The 23,226-nt window shown below is 30.7% G+C and carries 32 protein-coding genes and 1 rRNA gene; all 33 read left to right on the forward strand.

Annotated features, from left to right (window positions below):
* Position 1: 1 nt before the first annotated feature.
* Complete coding sequence (locus tag STERM_RS04150; RefSeq protein WP_012860314.1) at positions 2-631, forward strand: hypothetical protein; 630 nt, start codon at positions 2-4, stop codon at positions 629-631.
* A gap of 86 nt (positions 632-717) precedes the next feature.
* The gene (locus STERM_RS22045; protein ID WP_169305375.1) at positions 718-864 is read left to right on the forward strand and encodes a hypothetical protein; all 147 of its coding nucleotides are present in this window, start codon (positions 718-720) and stop codon (positions 862-864) included.
* Between the two features lie 120 nt (positions 865-984).
* Positions 985-1,617 (forward strand): phage antirepressor N-terminal domain-containing protein, encoded by a 633-nt coding sequence (locus tag STERM_RS04155; protein WP_012860315.1) that lies wholly within the window; start codon positions 985-987, stop codon positions 1,615-1,617.
* A 35-nt stretch (positions 1,618-1,652) separates the two neighbouring features.
* Positions 1,653-2,141 carry a DUF6933 domain-containing protein gene (locus tag STERM_RS04160; protein ID WP_012860316.1) on the forward strand — a complete coding sequence of 163 codons (489 nt, stop codon included), beginning with the start codon at positions 1,653-1,655 and terminating at the stop codon, positions 2,139-2,141.
* Between the two features lie 198 nt (positions 2,142-2,339).
* Positions 2,340-2,449 (forward strand): 5S ribosomal RNA (rrf, locus tag STERM_RS22795).
* Between the two features lie 374 nt (positions 2,450-2,823).
* Complete coding sequence (locus tag STERM_RS22645; RefSeq protein WP_012860317.1) at positions 2,824-2,958, forward strand: hypothetical protein; 135 nt, start codon at positions 2,824-2,826, stop codon at positions 2,956-2,958.
* Between the two features lie 92 nt (positions 2,959-3,050).
* The gene (locus STERM_RS04170; protein ID WP_012860318.1) at positions 3,051-3,350 is read left to right on the forward strand and encodes a hypothetical protein; all 300 of its coding nucleotides are present in this window, start codon (positions 3,051-3,053) and stop codon (positions 3,348-3,350) included.
* Positions 3,351-4,043, forward strand: coding sequence for an antA/AntB antirepressor family protein (locus STERM_RS04175; protein WP_012860319.1), 693 nt, complete (start codon positions 3,351-3,353; stop codon positions 4,041-4,043).
* A gap of 22 nt (positions 4,044-4,065) precedes the next feature.
* Positions 4,066-4,941: a terminase small subunit gene (locus STERM_RS04180; RefSeq protein WP_012860320.1), complete on the forward strand. Its 876-nt coding sequence runs from the start codon at positions 4,066-4,068 to the stop codon at positions 4,939-4,941.
* Complete coding sequence (locus STERM_RS04185; RefSeq protein WP_012860321.1) at positions 4,919-6,418, forward strand: tRNA(Met) cytidine acetyltransferase TmcA; 1,500 nt, start codon at positions 4,919-4,921, stop codon at positions 6,416-6,418. Before STERM_RS04180 ends, STERM_RS04185 begins: the two co-directional genes overlap by 23 nt.
* Before the next feature lie 12 nt (positions 6,419-6,430).
* Positions 6,431-7,651, forward strand: a complete 1,221-nt coding sequence (locus STERM_RS04190; protein WP_012860322.1) for a hypothetical protein — start codon at positions 6,431-6,433, stop codon at positions 7,649-7,651.
* Complete coding sequence (locus STERM_RS04195; protein WP_012860323.1) at positions 7,644-8,204, forward strand: hypothetical protein; 561 nt, start codon at positions 7,644-7,646, stop codon at positions 8,202-8,204. Before STERM_RS04190 ends, STERM_RS04195 begins: the two co-directional genes overlap by 8 nt.
* 13 nt (positions 8,205-8,217) lie before the next feature.
* Entirely contained in the window at positions 8,218-8,823 is a 606-nt protein-coding gene (locus STERM_RS04200) for a hypothetical protein (protein WP_012860324.1), read from the forward strand.
* 14 nt (positions 8,824-8,837) lie between these two features.
* Positions 8,838-9,209: a hypothetical protein gene (locus STERM_RS21080; protein ID WP_012860325.1), complete on the forward strand. Its 372-nt coding sequence runs from the start codon at positions 8,838-8,840 to the stop codon at positions 9,207-9,209.
* A gap of 11 nt (positions 9,210-9,220) precedes the next feature.
* Positions 9,221-10,273 carry a major capsid protein gene (locus STERM_RS04210; RefSeq protein WP_012860326.1) on the forward strand — a complete coding sequence of 351 codons (1,053 nt, stop codon included), beginning with the start codon at positions 9,221-9,223 and terminating at the stop codon, positions 10,271-10,273.
* A gap of 9 nt (positions 10,274-10,282) precedes the next feature.
* Positions 10,283-10,597 carry a hypothetical protein gene (locus STERM_RS04215; RefSeq protein WP_012860327.1) on the forward strand — a complete coding sequence of 105 codons (315 nt, stop codon included), beginning with the start codon at positions 10,283-10,285 and terminating at the stop codon, positions 10,595-10,597.
* Between the two features lie 2 nt (positions 10,598-10,599).
* Positions 10,600-10,920, forward strand: a complete 321-nt coding sequence (locus STERM_RS04220) for a hypothetical protein (RefSeq protein WP_012860328.1) — start codon at positions 10,600-10,602, stop codon at positions 10,918-10,920.
* Positions 10,921-10,929: 9 nt separating this feature from the next.
* The gene (locus tag STERM_RS04225) at positions 10,930-11,169 is read left to right on the forward strand and encodes a hypothetical protein (RefSeq protein ID WP_012860329.1); all 240 of its coding nucleotides are present in this window, start codon (positions 10,930-10,932) and stop codon (positions 11,167-11,169) included.
* Positions 11,111-11,560, forward strand: a complete 450-nt coding sequence (locus STERM_RS04230) for a hypothetical protein (RefSeq protein WP_147289467.1) — start codon at positions 11,111-11,113, stop codon at positions 11,558-11,560. The genes STERM_RS04225 and STERM_RS04230 overlap by 59 nt, the downstream gene beginning before the upstream one ends.
* Positions 11,560-11,925, forward strand: a complete 366-nt coding sequence (locus tag STERM_RS04235; protein WP_012860331.1) for a hypothetical protein — start codon at positions 11,560-11,562, stop codon at positions 11,923-11,925. The genes STERM_RS04230 and STERM_RS04235 overlap by 1 nt, the downstream gene beginning before the upstream one ends.
* Positions 11,909-12,379, forward strand: a complete 471-nt coding sequence (locus STERM_RS04240) for a hypothetical protein (RefSeq protein ID WP_012860332.1) — start codon at positions 11,909-11,911, stop codon at positions 12,377-12,379. The genes STERM_RS04235 and STERM_RS04240 overlap by 17 nt, the downstream gene beginning before the upstream one ends.
* The gene (locus STERM_RS04245; protein WP_012860333.1) at positions 12,366-13,496 is read left to right on the forward strand and encodes a hypothetical protein; all 1,131 of its coding nucleotides are present in this window, start codon (positions 12,366-12,368) and stop codon (positions 13,494-13,496) included. The genes STERM_RS04240 and STERM_RS04245 overlap by 14 nt, the downstream gene beginning before the upstream one ends.
* Positions 13,496-13,933 (forward strand): hypothetical protein, encoded by a 438-nt coding sequence (locus STERM_RS04250; RefSeq protein WP_012860334.1) that lies wholly within the window; start codon positions 13,496-13,498, stop codon positions 13,931-13,933. Before STERM_RS04245 ends, STERM_RS04250 begins: the two co-directional genes overlap by 1 nt.
* A 16-nt stretch (positions 13,934-13,949) precedes the next feature.
* Positions 13,950-14,447 (forward strand): hypothetical protein, encoded by a 498-nt coding sequence (locus tag STERM_RS04255; protein WP_012860335.1) that lies wholly within the window; start codon positions 13,950-13,952, stop codon positions 14,445-14,447.
* Positions 14,448-14,733: 286 nt separating this feature from the next.
* Positions 14,734-17,679: a phage tail tape measure protein gene (locus STERM_RS04260; RefSeq protein ID WP_012860336.1), complete on the forward strand. Its 2,946-nt coding sequence runs from the start codon at positions 14,734-14,736 to the stop codon at positions 17,677-17,679.
* A gap of 9 nt (positions 17,680-17,688) precedes the next feature.
* On the forward strand, positions 17,689-18,336 hold the full coding sequence (locus STERM_RS04265; protein ID WP_012860337.1) for a hypothetical protein: 648 nt from the start codon (positions 17,689-17,691) through the stop codon (positions 18,334-18,336).
* Entirely contained in the window at positions 18,308-18,646 is a 339-nt protein-coding gene (locus tag STERM_RS04270; RefSeq protein ID WP_012860338.1) for a hypothetical protein, read from the forward strand. The genes STERM_RS04265 and STERM_RS04270 overlap by 29 nt, the downstream gene beginning before the upstream one ends.
* Positions 18,646-19,572, forward strand: a complete 927-nt coding sequence (locus STERM_RS04275; RefSeq protein ID WP_012860339.1) for a phage protein — start codon at positions 18,646-18,648, stop codon at positions 19,570-19,572. The genes STERM_RS04270 and STERM_RS04275 overlap by 1 nt, the downstream gene beginning before the upstream one ends.
* A gap of 11 nt (positions 19,573-19,583) precedes the next feature.
* A complete protein-coding gene (locus STERM_RS04280) occupies positions 19,584-20,204 on the forward strand; it encodes a hypothetical protein (protein ID WP_012860340.1) in 621 nt (206 codons plus the stop codon).
* The gene (locus STERM_RS04285) at positions 20,204-20,566 is read left to right on the forward strand and encodes a contractile injection system sheath initiator (protein ID WP_012860341.1); all 363 of its coding nucleotides are present in this window, start codon (positions 20,204-20,206) and stop codon (positions 20,564-20,566) included. Before STERM_RS04280 ends, STERM_RS04285 begins: the two co-directional genes overlap by 1 nt.
* Positions 20,567-20,574: 8 nt before the next feature.
* The gene (locus STERM_RS04290; protein WP_012860342.1) at positions 20,575-21,741 is read left to right on the forward strand and encodes a baseplate J/gp47 family protein; all 1,167 of its coding nucleotides are present in this window, start codon (positions 20,575-20,577) and stop codon (positions 21,739-21,741) included.
* Positions 21,734-22,375: a hypothetical protein gene (locus tag STERM_RS04295; protein ID WP_012860343.1), complete on the forward strand. Its 642-nt coding sequence runs from the start codon at positions 21,734-21,736 to the stop codon at positions 22,373-22,375. The genes STERM_RS04290 and STERM_RS04295 overlap by 8 nt, the downstream gene beginning before the upstream one ends.
* Positions 22,375-23,223, forward strand: a complete 849-nt coding sequence (locus tag STERM_RS04300; RefSeq protein ID WP_012860344.1) for a hypothetical protein — start codon at positions 22,375-22,377, stop codon at positions 23,221-23,223. Before STERM_RS04295 ends, STERM_RS04300 begins: the two co-directional genes overlap by 1 nt.
* Positions 23,224-23,226 lie beyond the last annotated feature (3 nt).

The following is a 23,226-nucleotide window of genomic DNA, read 5'->3' on the forward strand; positions in this document are numbered from 1 at the left end:
GATGAAAAAACAATTTTTATTAGGAATAGGTATAATAATTTTTATTTTTCTAGCAGTGGGGAGTACAGATTCTGACAAAGAAGAAAAAGAACGTGAAATAAAAGAATATGCTGAAAAAACAGCGAAATTGTCACCAGAAGAAAAAGCAAAAATAGATGCTGCAAATTTGGAAGAGAGGAGAAAACAAGAGGAACGGTCAAAGGAAAAACAGGCTAATAAAGTCCAAAAAGCGACGAGTTCTGTTTCGCCAGACTCTAAAACCGTTTATGAAGATGATGAAATTGGAAAAGAATTACGAGGTGAAATTGGTCATAGAGCTAAAAAAATAACTATTTTTGATGATGGGGCAATAGTACAAGTTGAAGCTCAAGATGGTATTGATAGAAAAATGGTAGTAAAGGGAATGGTGAGAGATTCAGGACAAATACTTGAAAAATTAGAAAAAATATCAAAGAAGCATGGAGCAAATTCATATCAAGAAGTTACAATAGAATTCTTTTTTGATTTGAGAGCTCCAGACGGGAAAGTGAGCAATGAAAAAATATTCAGAATAACAAAATCAGGTTCAGATATAAAGTCTACATTCATTCATCCTGTGATACAGCAAGCTTATTCTGAACTGTATGAATAATAGCCTAAATAAAGGGCTATTTTTATTTTGAAAAATATTTCTTGACTTCAATGTGTAAATGTGTTAATTTGTAAATGAGTTAGGAGGTGAGTTTTATAAAAAATATTGGCTTCACTGTTGAAGATGAATTCCATAAGAAACTCAAAATAAAAGCTACAAAAGAGGGGAAAGGTATAAAAGAATATATCATAGATTTGATAAAAAAAGATATGGAAAAAGACAGTGATAAATAAAAACAGCCCTTCATCTAAAAAAGATAAAGAGCTTTTGAAGTTTAATACTTCCTCACAAGAGTATTATATCAAAAAAAGCTCTAAATATCAATATAAAATACAAATTTAGGAGGTATTTTTATGAATTATTTAGAGAAAAAGATTGTGTTTCATGAAGATGAAATTTTGACATTTCAAGATCAAGAAACTGGCAAAATTTATGTAGCTGTTACAATGATATGTAATAGTCTTGGCATGTCAGAGAATCAAAGAGACACGCAGGTTAAAAAAATAAAAAATGATGGAACATTGAAATTAGGGGCTAAAGAGCTCACCGTCAAAATTGACGGTCAGGTTCGAGAACAGATGTTTATTGAGTTAGAGTTCCTTACAGGTTGGTTATTTAAAATAAATCCAGCAAGATTTTCCGAGGAGCTAAAAGAGAAACTTATTGATTATCAGCTTCATTGTCAAGAAATTTTAACTGATGAATTTTTTGGAAAAAGAGAACTATTATTACCCGGACACAATGATGAAAAATTGAATCCTCACTTAAATGATATTGACGACAGGTCTTCAATCATCAGGGGCATAGAAGCGGAACTTACAAAATTATATGACGAATTAGTATATCACTACAACTGGATAAAGAATAGATCAGAAGTCAAAAGAGATGAATATATCGGAAATATCAGAAAAGCTAAACAAAAACGTTTTATTGATAATGGAAAAGAACTTACAACAGAAGATATTGACAAGTTAAACGGAAGATGACAATAAAGGGACTAAATTTAAGGAGAGATATTCAAATGTTGGCAATTCAATGTACAAAGAAACTAAAAGATGAACTGAAAATAGAGTTTGAAGATAAAGAACTATATAATGTAGATCCGCTTTATTCATGGCATTCACATTTATTTAAGTACGGCAGAATGAAATGTGTAGTAATTATGAATACTTTGACAAGATATAATTTTATATTAGTCGGACTTAAAAGCAAAGATTTTAAAGATTATGAAAGAATAGTTTTAGAAGCAATAAGAGAAAATCTTTTGTTAGATGGTGCGACTGATGAAATGGTAGAAAAGTATTTTGATAAGATAAACCAGATTATTTATTTGCCTACAAGCAGTAGACCTGTAATAAGCCAAATGAATGAAGTTATAACAACATTTACTTGGTGGATTGAAGATAGCACTGTGGAAGAAGTGAATCGTAAACTGAATGATCACCCTATGCTGACATTACCTAAAATATATTCAGGAATATCAATGATGGATGAATTGAATAATTTGTGATAAAAAATATTGTTTACTTTAGTATATTATTTTGATATAATTTATATACTGAAAAAGCAACATCATCTCTTTTTCAGTTTCAATTTCAACTAGCTCTGGTAGGCTAGTATAAAAAATAAAAAAATAAAAAAAGATTTTAAATTGTAATCGAGTCATGCAGGACTCCTTTATTTGGGTGGAGAAATCCGCCTTTTTATTTGTTAATATTTAAATTCAGAGGGTACACCTTGTCACATGCCGAACCAAGCAGTTAAGTTCTGAAACTCAAAAGATACTTTTTCATTAGGGAAAATATGATATGTTAACGAAAATAAAAAAAGGAGAATATGTAATGTCGGAGATTACAATATTAGTTCTTGCTCTAGCCATATATAAGATTATCGATAAGCTAAAGTAAGAGTTTTGAAATTTTCAACCCTGTACCAGCAGGGTTGTTTTTATATTAAATAAATCATAAGCAAATGAGCTAAAAGTAAGTAGTAATGTTGACAAACACGAACTTTTGTAGTATAATTAAGTGAAAATTGAATATTGCGGAGCATTTAGTATAGATAATCTACGGACAATGTCTTTAATTCGCGCGAGTCCTAACGGGACCTGACACATAGCAATGTGTGTTGGGTTCCTTTTTTTTATTTTCAAAACTTAATCAAAATTAAATGTTTAGTGATGGAGGTAAGGCATGGCTAAAAGTAAAGTAGAAAGTGAAATTACTATAAAATTAGATTTTACTGATATAAAAGAACAGTTGCAAAATTTACTAAAAGCGATTGAAGTAATAGAAAATGAAAATAATCAGCCCGCATGTGAGCGCTAGAACTAATTGTAAACATAATAATTTTATAAAAATTTAAATAATATGGTTATGGCACAGTAGATTGATTTAGGTGCAGGGCATGGGAGGGAATAATGAAATTAAAAATAGGATGGAAGAAATACAGAATACTTAAAAAGAAAAAACCACGAATGGATAAGAAAGTAGTAAATGGTTCTATTGATTCTGACAGTTTAATAATTCAAATAGAAGAATCTTTATCAAAAAAAGTACAGCAACAAGTTTTAATTCATGAAGTAATACACGGGATATTTGAACATTCTGGAAAACAGGAATGGTTTGAAAACGAAGAGCTGGTAGATTGTGTTGCTAACGGAGTAATGCAAGTTATATATGATAATAAAAAGAATATATTTGAAAAGGTTGGTGAGTGAGTGAAAGAGTTAATAAGAGTGGTAGTTTCAAATAATGTCAGTATAGTAAGTTCAAGAGATTTATATGAATTTTTGGAAATAAAAGAAAGATTTAGCAGATGGTTTTCAAGAATGCTTGATTTTGGATATAAAAATGGTAAAGACTATACCCCGTACCTAATAGTACACCCTCAAAATAATCAAAAAATAAAAGACTATTGGCTAACTTTGGATATGGGCAAGGAATTATGCATGTTGGCGAGAAGTCCAAGAGGAAGAGAAGCCAGACAGTATTTTATAGATAGGGATAATGAATTAAGAAAATTAGAAAAGGCGAATATTTATAAAGAAAATACAGAATGGCTTATAACTAGAAAACAAGGAAAATTAGTAAGAAGAAATGAAACAGATTGTTTGGCTGAATTTATTATATATGCCAGAGAACAAGGAAGTAAAACTCCGGAAAAGTATTATATTAATTTCTCAAAGTTGGTTAATAAACAGGTCGGTATAGGAAAAGATATGCGGGATAAGGTAAGCATAACAACATTGAACCATATAGCTAATCTTGAGAACTTAATAATCAATACAGTAAAAGAAAATATGTTAAGCAAAGTTTATTACAAAGACATATATCAAATATGTAAAGGTAAATGTGAACAATACAAAGATTTATTGCAGCTTGAAAAAATAGAATGCAAGTTAATAAGTTAGGTTGGTGAGTGAATGAGGGGATATGGCTAAAAAACACAGTGATTTATTGATAAAGGAAATTAGAAAAGAATATGAAGCCGGAAGCTCAATAAATCATTTATCTAAAAAATATAAGGTATCAAGTGGAACTATAAAGTATTGGTCTACAAATAATGGATGGAAGAAAAAAAAACAGAACCAGCCAACCGTTAACCAACCAACCGAAATAGAAAAAACAACTTATCCAACCAACCAGATTAAAGAGGTTGGTAGGAGTGAAAAAGAAATAATAAAATCTATTGATAAAAAAATAGAAAGAGATAGACATTTAAATGACTCTGAAAAAGATTTTTGTCATATTTATATAAAGACTTTTAATGGAGCTTTAGCGGTAAAGAAAGCAGGGTACACTACAAAATATCCTGAACGGTATGCATATACATTGCTACAAAAAGATAAGATCAAAAAATACATAAATGAACTTCAGGATGAGATAAGGCAGAATGTAATTGTGAACATGGGAAATGTAATAGATCTTATGAAAAGAGTTGCATTTGCAGATATAGGAGATTTTGTAGAATTTGGATCAGAAGAGAAAGAAAATAGTAGTGGTGAAAAATATAAAAAAAATTATATCAATTTCAAAGATATAGAAGAAGTAGACGGGCAGCTCATCAATGAAGTATCGGTCGGTAAAGATGGAATAAAGGTTAAGCTTGTAAGCAAGGAAAAGGCTCTTGAGTTCTTGGCGAAATATATGGATTATCCGGATAAACTTGCGAAAGAAAGATTTGAACATGATAAAGAAAAATACAATGATGAGAAAGCAATAGAAGTTGAAAATGAGAATAACTCAAAAAATATTATAACAGAAATAATAGGAAAGGCTGATTTAAATGCAAAGAATAACAACTCTTAAAGAAGCTTTTGAATATTATAGAAGAGATCCAGTAAATTTTTTCAAAGATATATTGAATTTTCATTTTTTATCAGAGGATCAAACAAGAGTATTGCAAGCATTTAATGAATATAGAAGGCTAAGTGTGCCGGCAGGGCATTCAACGGGAAAATCAAGTCTGGCAGGTGGGTTAACTACATATTGGCTTATAACAAGACCGAAAAGCAGAGTAATAGTAACAGCACCAACTTATAGACAATTAAAAACTATATATTGGGCAGAAGTTAACAAAATATATAACAGAAGTAAATTAAAGCAATTAAATCTATTTGAAATCAATGACAAGATTATGAGGATTAATGATAAGGATTTAAAGCGTGAGTGGTTTGCATTACCAGTAACAGCAAGCACACCAGAGGGAATGCAAGGGCAGCATGGAGATAAAACAGAAGTAATAGAACAGATAATGAAACATTTAGGGATAGAAGAAATAGGTGATGATGAAACAATTGAAATAGTGAGTCAGATACTGAGAGGGGAAAAACAAATTGAAGGATTAACAAAGGAGGATAAAGAAAAATTACTTGTAATGGTAGATGAATCTTCCGGAGTTAAGAATGAAATATTTGAAGTCTTAGAGGGAACAGATTATGACAAACTTGTATTGTTTGGAAACATGACAAAAAATACAGGCTATTTCTATGAGAGTGTATATAATCCTAAAAGTAAGTTTTATAAGGTTACAATGAGTAGCTATAACAGCCCATTTATGAAAAAAGAACAGATACATGATCTAGAAGAAACATATGGTCCTGATAGTAATGTTGTAAGAGTGAGACTTAAAGGTGAAGCACCCGATGGAAATGAGAACTCTATATTTAGTAGCAATAAAATAGATTCTGCTTTTCAGAGATCATTATCTTTGTCGGAATATGAAACTATTAAGTTAGGTGTTGATGTTGGTAAAGGTAGCGGCGGAGATTCAAGTACTATTTATGAAAAAAAAGATAATAGAGTAAGAAAGAAATTAGATAGAAAAGATTTTACACTTCCAGATGTAAAAAGAGAAATAATTCAGTATTGCTATAAAAATAGAGACAAATTGATAATAGCAAATATTGATGGAACAGGTTTAGGAACAGGGTTAGTACAAGAGTTGGAAGAAGGGGAAATAGAAAACCTTGTTGTAAATGATATTCAGTTTGCTGGTAAAGCTAAAAATAAGAAAGAATTTAACAATAAAAGAACGGAAATGTACTTTGAATTATCAAGGAATCTGGATAAGTTAGATTTGGAAGAGGATCAGGAATTAAAGAGAGAACTATTAATACAAATATACGAATTTGATAATAACGGAAGATTTAAGCTGATAAGCAAAGATAAGATAAAGGAGATGCTGGGACATTCTCCAGATAAATCAGATGCATTGGCTTTATGTAATTATGAAGCTGAAACAAGAAATACAAGTTACAGAATGAGTACAGAAGATCTTTATTAAAAGGAAGGGAATATGGAAAAAGATGAAAAAATAGAAAAACTAAGACTATATTATTCTGATGAAATGTATGAAGAACAAGAAAATATACTGCAGCCTGTTTCAGCAGATGGAGCAACAGATGTATTATTACAACCTGTTTTTAATCCTCTTAAAAGAATAATTGACAATCTTTATTCTCTAGCCTTCAAGAATTTTGATTGTTCTGAAAAATCAGTGAAGGAAATATGGGAATTGAATAACTTTGAAGTAAGTAAAAAGAAATTAATTTCAGAAGCTATATTAACAGGAGAATCTTATTTAGAAGTTATAAAAAGCAGTAATGCTACAAAATATATCTTTCATAAAGTAGATGATGTAGAAGTAGAAAAAGATTTTGGTGAAATACTTAAATTTAGTTTCACAGGCGTGGCGAAAATAGTTAATGAAGATGGTGAAATAGAGGAAAATGAGATAGAAAAAACTTATTTCAAAATAGATGAAAAAGTTTTTCTTATTATAAATGATGAAAGTCCATTGTACATAGGCGATACAATGCCAATATTTGAATTTAATTTTGGATTAGATCTATTTAGAGCTTTGTATTACATAGATACATATAATGAGCTGGAATCTGAGTCAAGAACAATAATAAACCTTCATTCCTCACCTGAAAAATTAGGAAGAAACTTAGGAATTAAAAAACCTAAGGAGGAACAGCCAAATAATAACATAAATATTTTTCAAAAACTATTAAGGGCATTGAGTGAAAATAGATTCAGAAAGCAAAGAATGATTGTTGTAGATGAGAAAGAAGAAAGAACGGCAGACATTAAATATATTGAAATGAATAATACATGGGTAAATAGTGACATATTACCAAAAATGGAACAGGTGATGAATGATTTTAAAGAAGAGTTTCCAGAAATAGATTTAAAAGTAGAAAGTGGTAATGTAGCTATAAGAACATATTTGATGACAATGCAAGGCTTACGATCAAAAATATCTACAATAAGAGATAGTTTTATAGAGAAGATTAGGAAAGTGGATAGTTATTCAACAGGAAAAGAAATAGATATAAAAAAATATTCATATTCAGATATATTTGAACAAATGGAGGAAGAGGCAAATGTAGAGATATTAAATAAAAAATTAGATGCATTAGAAAAAGTTAATAGAATTCAGTCTGATGACAGAATACTAAAAATTGTTAATGATCTTTCTGAAGGAATACTGGAAGGAATGAGCAATGAATAAAGTTGATTTGAAGTACAGCTTAGATCATGAATATAGATTATCTAAGATATTACAGTCAATGACATTAAGCCTTTTAAATCATAAAGAAAATGATTTTCAGGAAATAAGTAAGGAAGTCAGTAAAGTTTTACTGGATTTCACAATTAAGAGTCAGGAGAAATATAAATCTTTTGATGCTGAAAGAGATAAGGAAAAGCATCTCGAAATTGTAAGGGAACAATTAATTAAAATAAAGAGATATATCAACGCTCAAACAAAGTGGATAGAAAAAAATAGGGACAATAAGGAATTGAAAAAGAAAGCATTAAGACATTCAGAATTAAAAGGTAGAGATATAAAAGGAAATGCTTATGCTGCTTTTTTGAAAGATATTGTTTCAAAAGATTCGGTTGGATTTGTATGGAATACAGTTGGAGACGACAGAGTAAGACCGGAACATGAAGATAGAGATCAAGAATTCTTCACATGGAAAGATGCAGATTTGTTACCTGGAGAAGATATTATGTGTAGATGTTGGGTAGAGGTGTATTTAAAAAAAGAAATAAGAAAATAAATAAGGAGGAAACATGAGATTTTTTAAAATAAGACAGAGATTTTATGATGCTAATGATCAAAATGGAGGAGAAGGAGGGGGTGGTAAAGAAGACGAAAAGGATGAAAAAGAGGATGAAAAAGATAAGCAGGCGGATAACGATATAAAAAAAGACCTTGAAAATATTAAAGCAGACATAAAAAAACTTATGGATGGATCTGGTGGGAATGATGCGACATTAAAGAGTTTGCAGGAACAAATTGATAAACTTGAAGATGGAGAAGCTAAATCCGGATTAGAAAAGATAAAAAATGAACTTACAGCTTCAAAAAATGAAAATATGATATTGAAATTGGAAATGTATAAGTCTAAAGCATTAGAAAGTGAAAAAATAAATAATGGATTCGCTGAACTAATTACAATAACTCCGGAAATGAAAACAGAGGATATAGATAACCTCGTAAAAAAAGCACAGGAAATTCAAGAAAAAATAAAACAGGATTTGGTTACAGTTAATCAAGATAAAAATCCAGCTTTTAAAATTGGGGATAAGAAAAAGACAGATGATTTTCATGATGAAATGATTAAAGAAGAAAGCGAAAAATATAAAGAAAAAGAAATGCCAAAATTTTTTAGATAAATAAGGAGGAAATAATGAGAAAAACAGTAATAGACACAAGTCAAAAACAACCAATTTATAAAGTTGATTATGCTGTGCCGGTCACAATAGATGCTGCAGCTACAGAATTTGAAATGGTTGGAAATAATAAAATTGTGAGAGCTGGAACTATTGTTAGTTCAACAAAGAATTTAACTGAACCAAATCAGGTTAAGGTTTTAACAGATAATACGGCAGGAAAAGGAATCCTAATGGATGATGTAGATATTACATTTGGTGATGCTATCGGAACAGCATTAGTAAAAGGAATAATATTTGCTGAAAGAATAACAAACCCGCCAACAACAGTAGACTATAATGATTACTTGGGAAATGGCTTAATTCAAGCTGTTTCTATAGACAGATAAGGAGGAAATAAATGAAATTACAAGAAATGTTTAAAGCAGAAAAGATAACAAATTATAATAAAACTTTGGGGAAACCAATGTTTTTACATGAATTTTTTATGGAAGTAAGATATACTGACAATTTTAAAATATCTACAAAAGTTAACGGGAAAAATGAGGGAATTGCAATTAATCCATCAAATTTTGATGCTGATCCAATACTGAGAGAATTTAAAGAAGTAGCGACTTATGATGAGGATAAAATATATTTTAAAGAGGCTCATAAACTTAATGAGGAAAATAGAAAGAGATTATTTGAATTACTTAAAATGGAGAGCAATAAAGCTTTGGAGATATTTGTGAAGCAAAGATTTAAAGAAATGGCTGGTGAAGATGGCTGGTTAGATTCTGTTAGAATTAGAGCTGAAATAATGTTTATCCAACTTATTACAAGCGGAAAAAATGCAATAAAAGAAAAGGCTGTGGAAAAAGAAATTGATTACTTGCACCCAGCTGATAATAAAATTGCATTAACAGGTGGGGAATTGTGGACAGCCCCAACAACAGCAACCCCAATTTCTGATTTATTAAGATGGAAGAAGTTTAATAAAGCTAATACAGAATATGCAATTATGAATAGAAAAACATTTGAAGATATGATTAAGACGGATGAAGTAAAAAATTATATGAAAGAAGAGTTCAAAATAACTCTTGCTTCAGATGAAGAATTTATAACAGCAGTACAAAGAAAAACTGGGCTTCAAATTATTATATATGAGTATGAAGCTAAAGCAAAAGAAACAGAAGCAAAAAAAGTAATTTTTCCTGATAGTGTTGTGGCATTATTGCCAAGAAAACTTGGGTATATATCTTACGGTCCGACAATAAGTGGAATAGATACAGAACTAGGATTAGAAGTTGAAGATAATATGTCTGTAATTCCTAAAACATACGCTACTTTAACAGTTACATTTGAGAAAAGTGGACAAGCTAGCAAGATAAGACAAATGATATTTGAAATAGAGTCTACAATGGCACCTGACGAACCTGATATGTCAAATTTAATTATAGCTAAGACAGCATAAGGAGGAAAAATGAAAGAAGCAGATATAAAAATAGATGATCTAGAAAAAGAAGAAACAAAGTCTGAAAAAAAAGGTAATGTGAAAAAAGAAAAAAATCAAGAAGCTGTAAAAAAAGATGATAGTGCTGAAATCCTTAAAGAGAATCGAAATGAAGACGATAAGAATGATACGGAAAATATAAAAGAAAAAGTAGTAAATAAAAGTACCAAAAAATATAAAGTATTAATAGGAATGGTAGGGAAAATAAGAAAAGGCGGAGAAATAGAACTGACAGATGAAGATGCTGAGGCACTTCTAAAAGAAGAATATATAGAAGAGGTATAAATATGGAAATACCTGAAGATCTAAAAATATTTGTTCCAGAAATAAAGAATTATCCTGACGAGGTTATACAAGCTATATATGATGTGGTTTATGCCTTATATCCTGACGAAGAACATAAGTTACTTAGATATTATTTTTTTGGGTTTCTGTTAACTAGTGACGATCCTACATACTTAGCAAGTAAGATTGAAATTTCAAATACTAAGATAGAACAGATAACTGGTGATAATGGAAATCCATATTGGGTAATGTATAAAAGGCTGTTAGGAGCTTTAGGTTTAGACGATGATACAGAAAATGAAACTACTGTTGTAGTTTATTGAGGAGGGAAAATGAAAGTAAAGATAATTTCAGAACTTGAAGCTACTCTTTATACAAGAAGAAACTTGATTGTATATAAAGGAGAGTATGAAATGATATTAGGCGCTCAGGATCTGGAAAATTATAAAAAAGAAATAGAAGATAGAAAACTTCCTATAAAAATTGAAGTTCTACCTGAAGAAGGTGTGGATAATGGGAATAAAGACAAAGGAAACGGTAAAAAATCCGCTAAAGAAGGTAATGGGATCTAATAAGGTACAAGTCGGTATCTTTGGAGATGGGGAACTGACAATGTTAGCTAATATATTTGAAGATGGGGGTGGACGTTGGGGGAGTGTGCCTGATTGGTCGCCACTAGAAACAGCAGCACCTAAGATATTGGAAGCTGCTGTGAATATAGTTAAGCAAGAAGCCGCTCAAATGATTATAAACGGGAAAGATAATACTTTAAAAAAGGTAGCTTTAGAAGGTGCAGGGATATTAAAAGAAACCATTGAAGGAATAAAAAGTCCGGGCAATAAAGAATCTACAATCAAGAAAAAAGGATTTGATAATCCTATGGTTGATAGTGGTAAATTCAAAAAGGCTGCTTCTGGAAAAGTGAATGGTGTTGGAACTTTTGGGAAAGGTAAATTAGGATAATGGCTGGGAAATTTAGAATATATCAAAGGATAAAAAGGTTATTTGAAAGAGATGTTATTTTACAAACAAGAACAATCACAAAAAGCTTTATTGGAGAACCTCAACCAACAATTACAGAATATAATATCAAAGCAGCAATTTTAAATCAGAAAACTGGATATAAACTTAATTCTTTAGCACTAGATAATGAAAGACAAAACACTGATTTAACAATGGATATTTACTTTCATGAAGATCTGGAAATAGAACCAAAAGTAAAAGATATAGTTTTGTGGAATGGTAAAAAATATCAAATTAATAAATTAGAAGATAATAGAATAACTTCTGACTTCTGGAAAGGAGAGATTGTTGAGCTTAGCAAATAGACTAAAAGAGATACATGAGGAAGTGAAAACTGTATTATGTGAAATCATTTATGAAAAAACAGAGATAACAAAAGAAGAAATAAATAATGATGATTATTTGAATGAGTATGATAATGAAGAGTTAGATAAACCAACAACATTATTCTATAAAGTAGATCTGATTTCTCCTTTTTCACCGGAAATAAATGGAAGTTATATTTATGATTTGAAGTTTGACATTAATTTACATCTACAAACCAAAGAACATAAAACAATAGCAGAATTATTATTATTCCTGTCAAATGATAGGGAAATAGTAAAAAGATTCAAAGGAACAAATAATAAATTAAAAATAAATATAAAGGATGTTGCATTACTTCAAAGCTCTAATTTCACACATAACAACGAAACATTTCATAAAGAGGTAATGACATTCAATATTATGTACGAGGAGGAATACAATGGCGATATATAAGCCTACATTGAATTTTTTGAATACAATTAATGTTGATACTAAATATTCAAAAAGTTATTTAACAGATGTAAGAGATGCATTATTTTTATCAACTGTAAAAGATGTAGAACCTACTGTAATAACAGAGGTTACAGATTTAATAACATTAGGTTTCACAACATCTGATCCTATTTATAAAAAAGTAGCTGATGCATTTGGACAAGGCGGAATAGATAACATATTAATTTATGGTGTTGATATGGTAACAGCAACTTCAATGACACCTGAAAGTGTTATGGAAGCTTATGATAATCATGTGCTTGCTACTGACTATACAATCTTGATTTTAGATGTAGTGGACATGGCTAAAGCTCAGTTATGGGCGACTGCTTTTAAACCACTTATTGATGATAAGCATCTATTCTTACAGTTTGACACTGTAACAAACACTATAGCAGAAATAAATACATTTAAAACAACAAATAATCTTGATAATGCAAGTGTATTTGTAATAGATAATGATACATACACAAATAATCTTGATTCTATCACATGGGCAAGAGTAAGAAACAGAGATCTAGGATCGTATATAGTTCACTCAACTGAAGTAAGAAATGTAACAAAGCCTAATTGGACAAAGACAGAACAACAAAATTTAAAAGATATGGGATTGAATTTTATCTCGAATCCAATAAGAGGGAAATTCCACATTCAAAACGGACTTACAACAAGCGAATTGCCAATAGAGGTACATTTGTATAGGTTATGGGAAATAAAAACACTGAGAGAGAGATTAACAAGGCTACAGATAGAAACAGATAAAATCCCTATCAATGAAAGTGGATATGAAATGATAGAGGGAACTATTAAAGGAGTAATATTTACAGCTGTGAATATGGGAATAGCTAAAACAGTAAATGGTGATCCGTTGGCTATTGAAAGAAGAACAGATGATAACGGAAATTCTCTTGATTACTTATTAGGAAAAGTAGAACTCCAATTTCCGTCAGAAGAAGATATAAGAAACGCTGATTTTAAGTTCAGATACTTTCATACTTTGCTTGACGGGATAAGACACGTGGATGTATCTGGATATATTTCCCAAACAGGAGAATTAATAATAGGAGGTACACAGTAATGATTAATTATAATTGGAGAAATGTACATATAACAATGTTATCCAATGATTTTCCTGGAGGAGTACTGAAGTTTGATTGTTTCCACGAAGATGGATTTCAAGATGAAAAAAAAGAGGAATCTTCACAATCTGTTAGTTTAAGCTGTGGTCAAACTATAAACGCAGTAAATACAAATAATGAATTTACTTTTACATTAGCTCTGGGTTATGGAACAAGTGAAGAAAAAGCAATGGTAGTATTTTACCAAACTGTTGGAATGTTACAACCAAACTATAGCTTAACAGTGATAATAAAGGATGATAACGATAGTTCAATTACAACTTATCCAGGAGTAGTGATAACAAAGCCATCTTCAGTAACACATAAAAAAGATGGTGCATTAGATGCTAGAACATGGGAGTTTAAAGCAGAAAGCAGAAGTATAGTTTATTACTAATAGAAAGGGTGAAATAATGGAAAAGAAAAATCCAAATCAAGATTTCAATATGGATGATGAAATAAAAAAAGCACAAGAAGAATTAATAAAAGAAGGTAAATTAGAAAAAGGTATTATTGATTCAGATGAATCAATTACAGAAGGTGTAGATCCCGAGGAACTGGCAGGCATGAGAAATGAAAAAGAACTGGAAAGACTAAAGAACCTTAAAAGAATAAAATCAGGTGATAGAGTAAACTATTTCATGGTAGATAATGATGACAGAGTAAGGGAAGTAGCTTTTAAGTTTCCGGCAACAAAAGTAATAATGAATCTAGCGGAATATGGAGTATCTGGGGACGGAAGATTATATTTAGATTTAACTAAAGCTATTGAAGTTTTAGAACAAAATAAACTATTTGTTGGAAAATTTGATGTTAATGACTTCTGTCAGGAGGAGTTGGAAGGATTTGGTGGTTTCTTAATGAGTATATTAAGAAATCCCAGAAAATTTATACAAAACTTATCTAAATAATACTGTTAATTTAAATGATGAAATTATTGTAGGAAATATAACTTATATAGAAAGTCTGGCATTTGAATTAGAAACAGATAGTTTTTTCAATAATTTTAATGCATTAGACTTTCTAAAGAGATATAACAACAATGAAATTTCAGATTATGAGTTTGATGTATTTTTAAAACAGATTTCTTATTCAAGATTTTTGAAAAAAAGAGATGCGAATACATCATTAGTAACTAATCAATATATAGTAGGAATAGCAAAAGGCTTTACAAAAAAATAGGAAGGAGGTTTATCAGTGGCAGCAGTACAAGGTTTATATGTTGAAATAGATTTTAAGTTCAAAAATGAATCACTAATGCAAGGTATTAATAATGCAAAAAAAGCTTTAAAAAGCTTAGGTGCAGATTTTCAAAATGTACAAAAAAATATACAGAAATCTGGCTATAGAGCTGGCGAAGTTTTTAAAAAAATAAATAAAGATGTTTCTAAAACAGCACAAACTATGAATAAGACGGCAAGCGATATAAACAAAAGCTTTAATAAAGTAAATGGAACAAAAATAGATAAACCTCTCGACGATTTTAATAAAAAAGCAAAGCAATCAGTAAACTTAACTAATAACTTGCAAAAAGGAATAAACAATATAGCACGTGGTGCTGCATATAAAGTCGGAGCTATGGCTGTTCAAGGAATGCAAGAAGGATTTAAAGGTGTAGCTGATGTAGATTTTAATATTCGTGGTGCTGTAGCAAAAACTGGAACAATGGCTCAAGGCTATAAAGAAATGTTGTCGCTTGCTAATGAAGTAGGAGGAAAAACAAAGTTCAATAACCTTGACGCTGCCCTTGCTATTAATAGTGCAGCTACATTAGGGTTAATGGATAAAGAAATAAAAGAACTGTTACCCTCTACTGCTGATTTAGCACAAGCATTTAACAGTGACTTAAATAAAACCTTAGAATCCACAATCGCATATATTAAAACATACAATATGGAAACAAGCGAAGCAGTTAGAGTAAATGATATGGTTGCAATGGTTTCCAAAAAATCTGCAGCGGATCTTGATAGACTGCAAGCTGGATTTCAATATGTAGGAAGTACTGCTAAATCTATGAATATTCCGTTAGAATCTACATTTGCCGTTCTTGGAAAGCTAAATGATTCAGGTATTTATGGAAGTAGTGCTGGAACTGCCTTAAATAATTTCTTGGTTCAGATGGCTAAGAATGCCCCTGATATTGAAAAATTAATAGGGGATAAGTTAACGGACAAAAACGGTAAATTAAAATCATTGCCAGATATTTTTCAGAAAGTAGCAGATAAAGTAAAGAATTTAGATGATACTACAAGAAGTGCGGTATTATTTGATTTATTCGGTATTCGTGGTGGTAAAAATATCTTAACATTCCTGAATCAAGGTGTAGAAGGATTAAAAGAGTTAGAAGCACAAATAAAAAACAGTGATGGAACAGTAAATGAGATGGCTAGATTTATGATGCAGGGAATCGGAGGAGCAATAGAAGAATTAGGCTCTACATGGGAGACAGCATTTCAATCAGTATTTCAGGCACTTGAACCACTATTGATGCCTATTTTTGTTGGCTTAACTTCAATAGGTGATGTGATTATACAGTTAAACAAGAATTTTCCTGAGCTTGCACAGGCAATAGGAACAATAGCAGGACTTGTAATAGGAAAAGCAGTATTTAAGTTAATGGCTAAGCAGATAGGAATGGTTAAGGCGGCACTCAGCGGAGCAATGACACTAAAAATGTTAGCCTTAGCAGCAGCATTATTTATAGTTTATCAAGGTATAAAAAGATTTAAAGAAGCTCTTGAAAAGGATAAAGAAGCGGCAGCACAGTGGCAAAAAGTTATTGAAAATGCTAAAGGTGTATTGAAAGAGTTGGCAAATATAATACTGGATGTAATAAAAGCAATGTTTGGATTTAGTGAGGAAAAAAACAAACTTATAGGAGACGGGCCAAATAAAAATCCAAGTAGCGATCTTGCATTATTTTTAAATGATGTGAGGGAAGCTCTGAGAAAAACACAGGCAAAGCTTGAAGAATTTAGAGACTGGATAGAAAAACATAAAGAAACATTTAAGAAACTCGGTAAATTTTTTAAAGATTGGGGACCTGCTATATTAGGATCAGGAATAGCACTATTTCTAATTTTAAATCCTTTATGGTTGATTCCTATTGCTGTTCCACTTGCAATAGGTGCTTTAGACAAACTGAATAAAGCTCTTGATGAGACTAAAGATTCAGCAAAAAAACTGAAAGAAGATGGTGATTTAGGAGCCTTTTTTGAAAAAGAATGGAAAAAACTTTTATTATATACAGGAACACTTACAGCAAGAAATCCGGGTTTTCTTGAAGCATACGATAATTATAAAAATTTATCTCCGGAAAGAAAACAGAATATAACCAAACAAAACAGTAAAACAACTATAGCCGGAAGTCTATTATATTCAAAACTACCGGTTTCACCAGCGGAAATGATTTATAACAAGTTTAAAGAAATTGATTGGACAGGACTTGCAAAAAAGATATATGACTCTTTGAATTATGTTTTTTTTGGCGGACTAGCTTCAGACTTAGGAACAAAAGTAGGGGAAAAAATAAGGTCAATAAATTGGAGCGGTCTTTGGGATAGTGTTGTAAACATTGCGAAAAGTAAATGGGATAGTTTTGTTCAGTGGATGTTTGGGAAAATATCAGAATTAAAAGAAAGATTTCCATTATTGGCACAGGGATTGAATGCATTTCATAATGCTTTGGAAGTAGCTAAAGGATTACTGCGAGAAATTATGAATTTTTCAGGTAAAGTAATAACAATAACATTGAATTTTCTACAAAAAGGTACAATTAAAGGCATTACAAATGATGTAATTGAAGCTGGTAAGAAAAATACAGAGAATGCAGGTAATCTTTTAAGAGGTGTACAACAAGAATACACAGGAACAAACTATTTCAGCGGTGGACTGACTACTATTAATGAAAAAGGTGACGAATTAATTATGGGACCATCTGGAATGATTGTGGCTAATAACCCATCTACAATGAATATCATGAGTAAATTAAGTAATTTAGAATCACAAACATCACAAATGAGATTCAGAATGGGAGAATCACAAGGTTCAGTAAATAACATAACTCTTAATATAGGCAGTGTTAGAAGTGATGATGACATTACAGAAATAAAAAGAACATTAGAAAATTTAGCATTAAGTTAAGGAGGAACTATGGCAGGAATATTGACAGATTTAATTCAGAACTTCGACATGGAAAAAGCAAATAAACTATGGCAACAGTTTTATGATGGATTTGCTAAGTTTACAGGTGCTTATATTTATCCTAACGGAATGCTGGGAGATACTCCTGTATTTATATCTTCTTTTGAATGGCAGACATCAACAAACGTTACATCAAACATCACTTTTGAAGGAACTGAAATAGCCGATAATGTTTCTGTCAATCCATATGGAGCAAAAATTAAAATTGTTGCGTTTACAGATTTTTATATAGATGTAATAGAACTTCATCAAAAAACAGCAAGGAATAGTAACGGACAAAAAGGATTAATGGCATTTTATTATAATAAATTCAAACAACTTTATGGTCCTGTGGTTATAACTAATATGAATTTCACAAATACAAGCAAAGATACTTTTATACAATTAATTGATATTGATTTGAAGTTTGTGGAAGTAAGGAAATTTGTAACTAATGAAGATGGAGTAATAACAACAGAAACTTTGGGTGCAAATAATTTTTTCCAAGATCAACAATTATTAGCAGAAGGGATGCCACAAAACTGGTTTGATGAGTTATCAAGAACAGATAAATTCAAGGAGATAGAAAATGCTGTCAAAAATTCGATTAACATATGATAAAGAAAGTTCAAATAATACTAAATTCATTATAGATGACGGAACAAATCAAAGAATAATAAGATTATCAGTCTATTATGTCTTAGGCTCGTGGTATGTTGACATATCTGATAATGAAAATTATTTGTTATATGGAAAAATAATAAATACATGGGTAGATTTGTTTGAGCTGCTTAAAATTTATTATAAAGATTTTCCTGATTTAAAACTCATGGCTTTGCCTTCCAATATTCAAGGTATTAACAAAAATTTTGTAGAAGATCTTCCAGGAGTATTACAAGAAATATATTTATTACAGGAGGACGTATAATGGAGAATTGTATATTATTTGGCAGAGTAGCATCTTTAAGATTTGAAACACCGCCTAGTGAAGCAAGTGGAGATACTCCGGCTGTTGAATCACAGATAATAAGTCTAACTAATGAACAGGCAACATTTGAATGTAATGTACAATTAGATAATACAAATAATTCAAATAAAGCAACTATAAGTATATATAATTTGCCTGCTAACATTAAGAACCTTCTTAAAAAGAATACTAAAGTGACAATTACAGCAGGATACGAAGGAGAGAATTGTTCAGGAACTGTATTCTTTGGAGTCATAGAAAAATATAAAGATTCACGTAATAATGAGGATATAAAAACAGAAATAACTTGTACTACTGCAAATGACGAGATGAAAGAAAATAAGATAAAGCTTTCTTTTCCTAAAAATTCTAAAGCTAGCTCAATTATAAGTACTGTTATCAAAAAGACAGACCTTAAAAACGGCGAAATAAAACTAGGTAAAGATACAGTATATGAAAGAGGAAAAACCTTAAATGGCAATGTAAAAAAAATATTTTCAACTATGGCAAGAACTACACAAAGTAGATTTTTCATTTCTAATAGAACAGTTTATTTTTATCCAATTGGAGAGGTAAAAAAAGAAGAAATACAATTAATAACTGGAAGTATATTAACAGTCGAAGAAACAGACGAGGGATGGAAAATAAATACAGTTTTAGATCACAGAATAGAAGAAGGCGTTTGGGTAATAATTGGTTATCAAAACGAGAGTTTAAGGCAAGATATAAAGGGTAAGTTTGAAGTTGTCAAAGTTAATCACAGAATTAATGCCAAACAAGGGGATCATAAAACTGAAATAGAAATACTGACTAAAATAAAAGAAGAAGAAAAAGCTCAGGAAATAAAGATAAATGGACAGAAAAAAAGAAAAACAAAGAAGAAATAATAGGTGGAAGTATGATTAATAAAATTGAAGAAGGAATACAAAAAAAGATAGGGGATTCTTTTGATGAGCTCAATAATTTAAATACATTAGCATTGGCTAAAATAATAGAAGTTAATAATGAAGGTTTATTTGCCACTATAAAAAAAATAGCTATGACAGAATTTAATGGAGAGTTTGATGATGACGAGCCTGTAGAAAATGTTCCAATAATGCCAATATTTAATTCGTCTGCTTTCTTTATTAATGCTCCTTATAATGTAGGAGATTTAGTAGTAGTAGGTTTCTTTCAACACTCACTTGAAGGAACTTTGGATCAAAGCGAACCAGTGGAGCCAAACAGTTATGACAGATATTCTGAGAATGATGCATTTATACTAGGAAATATAACCGCAAGGTATTCAAATAGTCACACAGATGGATTTTCAATAGTTCATAAAAAATCTGGTAATTACATAAAAATAGGTTCTGGCGGTGGAATAGAGATACAGGGTAATGTCAATATAAACGGTGATTTAAACATGAGTGGTAATAGTCAAGCAGCAGATCATATCAGTTCTGGAATAAGCGGAAAAGATCATAAACATGGTGGAGTAACTACCGGAAGTTCAGATACGGAGGTGCCTAAATCATAATGGACAGTAAAAATAGTTGGCTATTAGATGAGTCTGGTGATGTTGTGATTGGGAAAGGCATCACTTTAGCGGATTATGACAAGACAATAGCACAGAGAATTCAGAATAAAATAGCTTTACAATATGGGGAATGGTTTTTACATAATCAAGAGGGTGTAAGATGGTTTTCAGTAAATGATTTACCTGGAGTATTCGGACGTGAAGTTGCTGAAATAAATCTTGATACGCAGATAAAAGAATATATTGAAAATGACAAAGATGTTGAAAGGATAACTGAATATAAAACAAATTTCACTGATAAAGGTGATTATAAAATAGATATAGGGATATTGACAAAGAATAGTGAAGAAATATACTTCTAGGAGGAAATATGGGGCAATTAACAAATATAGGATATAAGAAAGAAACATTTTCAGAGCATTTGACTAATATTGAAAAAAGATGGAAAGCCAGATTGAATGACAATGAATTTACATTTGATTTCAACGCTCCGGAAGGAATTCACAATGAAGCATTAACTTATGAGATAACAAACTTAGATGAACAAATACTGGAATTATCAAATATGTTTAATATAGATGGAGCAAAAGGTATATTTCTTGATTATATTCAGAAACTTCTTCCGGTAGAGCCAAGATATACGGGGAAATATGCAAGCGGTTTGGTCTATGTAATAGTAGATACTCCTGTAACAATCCTGAAAGATACAATTATTAAAGCTGGTAGTCTTGAATTTCAAGTTATAGCAGACACGAATATTGATACAGTAAATAAGGAACTTTATGTAAGAGCAGTTGAAACAGGGACAGAATATAATATCGGAGAGCGAGAAATTAATAGTATTGAAGGATATACAGTAAATGAAATATATAATCCATATCCTTTTACAAACGGCGAAGATCTGGAAAGTGATTCAGACTTCAGATACAGACTTAAAAATTCAAAAAATATAGCTTCGACAGCTACATATGAAGCTATAACAACAGCTTTATTAGAATTAGATGTTGTAAATGATGTTATCATTCTTGATCCAAAGACTAATCCTTCTACAGAAAATGGAACTGTGGAGATTATAGTTGATGGAACTCCGGATAGGAAAATAGCAGAAGCAATAAAAGATACTCTTGCGGTTGGAATAATGACTCTTGAAGATAAAAAACTTGAAAGTAAATCAGAGGAATTCACAATAGCTGGAAATATAACGACAAAAGTAACTTATAATATTTTACAATTTGAAACTTTAAAAATAAGAGTAGAGGTTCTTGAAGTAAATGGAGAAAAAGATAATCGGTGGACTGAGCCTATTCAAGATGAACTGATTAAATATGTAGATTCTTTAAAATTAGGAGAATCTATTCTGTATAATGAACTTCATTCTGAAGTAAATGGTATAGATGAAATAAGATATGCCAAAGTTTATGTTTATGACAAGACAGATGATGAATATAAAACATACGATTTAAATCATAAATTCACAATATCACCAACACAAAAATTCAGATTAACCAGAAATGATATAGAGGTGATTTATGTATAGAGAAGATAAATTAAATGAGATATTAGAAAGATTTCCTCATATGTATAATATTGATATAGGAAGTAACAACGAATTTCTCATAAACTCAATTTATGAAGAAATAAGAAGCTTAAATCAAGCAATATATGATTTAAGTAAAGTAATTGATGTAGAAAATGCAAATGGTGTCTGGCTTGATAATATTGGTAGAATATTTAATGTTGTAAGAGAAACAGGTGAAGATGACGAAAGTTACCGTATTAGAATTTTAGCTTATTGGCTGACAGTAAGTAGAAATGCAACTACAGAAATCATAATAAAATTTCTAATGTCGGCAATAGAAGACGAAACAAATTTATTTAAATATGAAAATGGAATTGGGGAAATAACAATTATTTTGAATAAAAAGCTAAGGGCAGAGATAAAAAACACAATTGAAAAATCTTTGCTGGATATAAAAGCAGCCGGCGTAAACTTAAACTTATTTTTTCAATATAAAATGCAAGTAGGTAGTTATATATGTGGAATATCTCAAGCTGGAACTGAGATACAATTATATATAGAAGAAATACTGATAGATGATATATTCCAAAATAAAGGGTATGAAACAAATATATCTAAATCAGGAGTAATAGGAATGGAGGGAATATATTAATGGGATTCTTGAAATGGAAAGATTGGGCAGGGGGAGCTTTAAATGTTTTTAAAGAAACACCAGCTAGTGATATTGGTGAAGGCTTAATCCGTCATGAATGGCAAGGAGATAAATATAACGTACAACAGATAGGAACGACTCTAAAAGCAGAGATAATGAATAATTTACAAATGGGGTTGAATTTTTTAGTAGATTCTAATCATACTGTAGTAAATAGTGAAGATCATTATACTGTTGCTATAGATGGTCTTAAAACGACTACTTCTAATTCTGATGGATACGAACTTACAGAAAATTTACACTTTTCAATTAAGACAACAGAAGAAAATATAAATGGTGTCAGTAAATTAATTATTAACGGAGATAGCTATGATTTACAAAAAAAAGAAGAGGGTACTGTTGTTGAGTTAAATCAGTTGGATTTAAAAGCCGACAAAGTTTATAGTGTTTATTTTGATGGAGCAGGATTTATTATAGATAGTTCATCATTACAAGCTACAGAAAAAACAGCCGGAATAATAACACTCGAACAAATTAAAAGTGAAATAGAAAACTCATTTGAATTAAAAGCAAGTATTCCGGGGTATGAAAAAAGACCGAACGGGATAATGGAACAGTGGTTTTTAGCTCAAGCACTCTCTTCAAATGGTGAAGCAGGAACAATTGTAAATTTCCCTTATCCTTATGAAAATTCTGTGTTGGATATACGTGGCGGAGATGGCGGGAGTGGGGCACATTCTGTAGGAATAAGGATATTAAGCAAGACACAATGTATTGTTTGGGGGAAGCTTCCGGGTACTACAGGTTATATTGATACAACAGTAAGAATCTTTGTGAAAGGATATTAGGTG

The organism is Sebaldella termitidis ATCC 33386 (assembly GCF_000024405.1).
In the GTDB taxonomy this organism is placed as follows: domain Bacteria; phylum Fusobacteriota; class Fusobacteriia; order Fusobacteriales; family Leptotrichiaceae; genus Sebaldella; species Sebaldella termitidis.